General features: G+C 30.9%; 5 protein-coding genes. All 5 read right to left on the reverse strand.

All coding sequences use genetic code 11. The annotated features are described in order from the left end of the window. Positions 1-236 precede the first annotated feature (236 nt). Complete coding sequence (locus ACP3VS_RS24080) at positions 237-476, reverse strand: hypothetical protein (RefSeq protein ID WP_426390264.1); 240 nt, start codon at positions 474-476, stop codon at positions 237-239. Between the two features lie 182 nt (positions 477-658). Then, positions 659-799 carry an Imm3 family immunity protein gene (locus tag ACP3VS_RS24085; protein ID WP_426390265.1) on the reverse strand — a complete coding sequence of 47 codons (141 nt, stop codon included), beginning with the start codon at positions 797-799 and terminating at the stop codon, positions 659-661. A 111-nt stretch (positions 800-910) separates the two neighbouring features. Next, positions 911-1,174 (reverse strand): deaminase domain-containing protein, encoded by a 264-nt coding sequence (locus ACP3VS_RS24090; RefSeq protein WP_396628464.1) that lies wholly within the window; start codon positions 1,172-1,174, stop codon positions 911-913. 348 nt (positions 1,175-1,522) lie between these two features. Continuing rightward, positions 1,523-1,822 (reverse strand): contact-dependent growth inhibition system immunity protein, encoded by a 300-nt coding sequence (locus ACP3VS_RS24095; RefSeq protein ID WP_396628465.1) that lies wholly within the window; start codon positions 1,820-1,822, stop codon positions 1,523-1,525. Positions 1,823-1,839: 17 nt separating this feature from the next. Next, the coding region (locus ACP3VS_RS24100) for an RNase A-like domain-containing protein (protein ID WP_426390266.1) at positions 1,840-2,335 on the reverse strand (496 nt) is incomplete at its 5' end.

The following is a 2,335-nucleotide window of genomic DNA, read 5'->3' on the forward strand; positions in this document are numbered from 1 at the left end:
TTTACCTGTTGCTTGGCTTTTGTCACAGCCGCCTTTGCTTTTTTCACAACCTTTTTCGTGGTCAGAATCGCTTTTTTGATGGCCTCTTCGCCCGTTTCACCAGCTTACTCTTGGATAAACTATTTTCAGTTTGCGGGCTTTCGAAAGGTTTAAACTGTTGTTTTACCTATTTTCAATAAAAATAAAAGCCCTAAACCTTATGGTTTAAGGGGTAGAGCTTACCAATAATAATAACTTTAAGAGTTTAACTTAGTTAAAATGAGATTTATTCGTTCAGATAACTCGTCTTGTTCTTCTTCTGTAAGTTGTTCATCAGTTATATCTTCTGTACTAAATTTTTCCAATTCATGTTTAATCTCATTAATATCTTGTACATTTGTTAATTCAAGATTATATAAAGTTTCTGCTAATGTTGTATAAATAATAAATTTTTCACTATTAGTGTTTTTACAGTCTCTATTAAATCGTTGTAACACACCTGAAATAATAGATTCTACATTTTCACTTTTTTTTATATAATTATCAATAAATTTCCGGACTTCTTCGTTTAGTTCGTTATAATACCAACAAACTCTATGATAATAAGTTAACGGCCTTTTTTTCAGTTCTTGTAAAACAAAATCTTTCCGGTAAATTAATCTATTTAATTGTTCAATTGTTAAACTATTTTCTTGTTTAATTGCTTATCATATTCATTTAATGTTCTAGCAATCGCCTCCCCTTTACTCATTTTTTCCTCTATTAAATCATTATAATCTTCTAAAATATATTCTTCATATTCTTCATAACTATAGACCATAAGAACCCTCCTGATTATTTTGGCAATATGCTATTGTCATTATTATGAATTACTTAAATTGTAATATTTGGATATTTTACAACAAATTGTTTGATCATTAAATTACAGCTATCACATGTTATCTTTTTCAGTAAATAACCTTATTGATCCTTTAACCTCATAATTAGTTCCAATTTTATCAGCTAAATCATCTAAAATTTTATATTCAGTTTCTACATCTCTTAAAAAATTTTGTCCCCCTTTATTAGATGCTTCAGTAGCTTGAAATATTGAATTGTCTGTTTTAAATGAAAATTTATCTGTTCCAGGGATCTTTTTAGAGGCATCATGAATTCCACTGTGGGCATGTGTTTTATCAATTCCTGATATGTCCACTTTTGCGTATGTCCCTTCTCTTCTGCCACTTTATCAATAATAGGTTGGTCTTCGACAGGGTTAATTTGCTTTGCCGGAAATCTATTTCCGTAATTTACACTGTTTTATAAGTTATTACCAGGAATTCTCACTCTTTTCTTCCCTGACTACTGTTACATAGGACCCAATGATTGATGGTACAGCCTTCATGAATTTTCGAATCATATATCAGAGTACTTTTTAACTACAAACTTCTTGGAGTTAAGAAAAAACCTTGAAAGGTATAGTGAATGGCTCCCAATTGTTAGACACGACTAACAATTAGGGTGCAGTTCATATAGTCAACCAAGGTTTTCTATTAAAACATTTCTATTTTATTTTCACACCTTCTTTTATTTGTTCTACTAATTGAATTAACCACTGTAACGGGGTTAATTCAATTGCTGGAAAATAAATTGCTGCATTATTTTGTATAATGTTTTCCTTTTCTTGTTTTGTTAATTCACTATTTAAAAATTCTTCACAATGCTTTATTGTAAACAGCAAACATTTTTTACTAGCTTCTTTTATAAACTCCTCTAATGCTTGTTCAGGAGAACTGATATCTTGGTGGAATGTTCCACCTAAAAAATCTTCTAACTCATCTAATAAATCATAACTTTCATCCATTTAATTTCCCTACTTTCTTATTTTTCTGGATATCCTGTAAGAATAAAACTACCATCTTTATCCTTTTTCAGTACAATCCTTGCTTTTGTAACATCTTCTACTACTTCTGTGCCTTTTGATACACTTCTACCAATTATCTCTCCATCACCCGTGTATTTTAATGGTAATGTGGGTTTACTATCGGGATCAGAAAGCCATTTTTCTATTTTCTTAATATTCTTCGGATCGTTTAAAACTGTATTAGCAACTTGCTCAGCTGTCGTTATATCTTTAAAAGTAGAAGAACCAGAAATTTTAGAATTACTTTTCAATCTTCCTAATAATTCTTCGTCCGTTTTCCCAACATGTCTTTCTATTAAATGCCCACCTTTTAACTCATGTGCAGACAATCCACCACTGAGTATAGGAGAACTTTTAACTTCTAGTTTGGATTTATCCGTACCCTTATCATGCTTCTTCACATACTCGCCTAGTTGATCGATTTCTTTTTGGGTTGTCTTTGCATCCTTTGCC

It is taken from the genome of Lysinibacillus sp. VIII_CA, from assembly GCF_049943995.1.
Taxonomy (GTDB): domain Bacteria; phylum Bacillota; class Bacilli; order Bacillales_A; family Planococcaceae; genus Lysinibacillus; species Lysinibacillus pinottii.

Bases quoted from the DNA above. Each gene is read 5' to 3' on its own strand.
- ACP3VS_RS24085 (WP_426390265.1), bottom strand. From the start codon at position 799: ATGGTCTATAGTTATGAAGAATATGAAGAATATATTTTAGAAGATTAT.
- ACP3VS_RS24095 (WP_396628465.1), bottom strand. From the start codon at position 1,822: ATGGATGAAAGTTATGATTTATTAGATGAGTTAGAAGATTTTTTAGGT.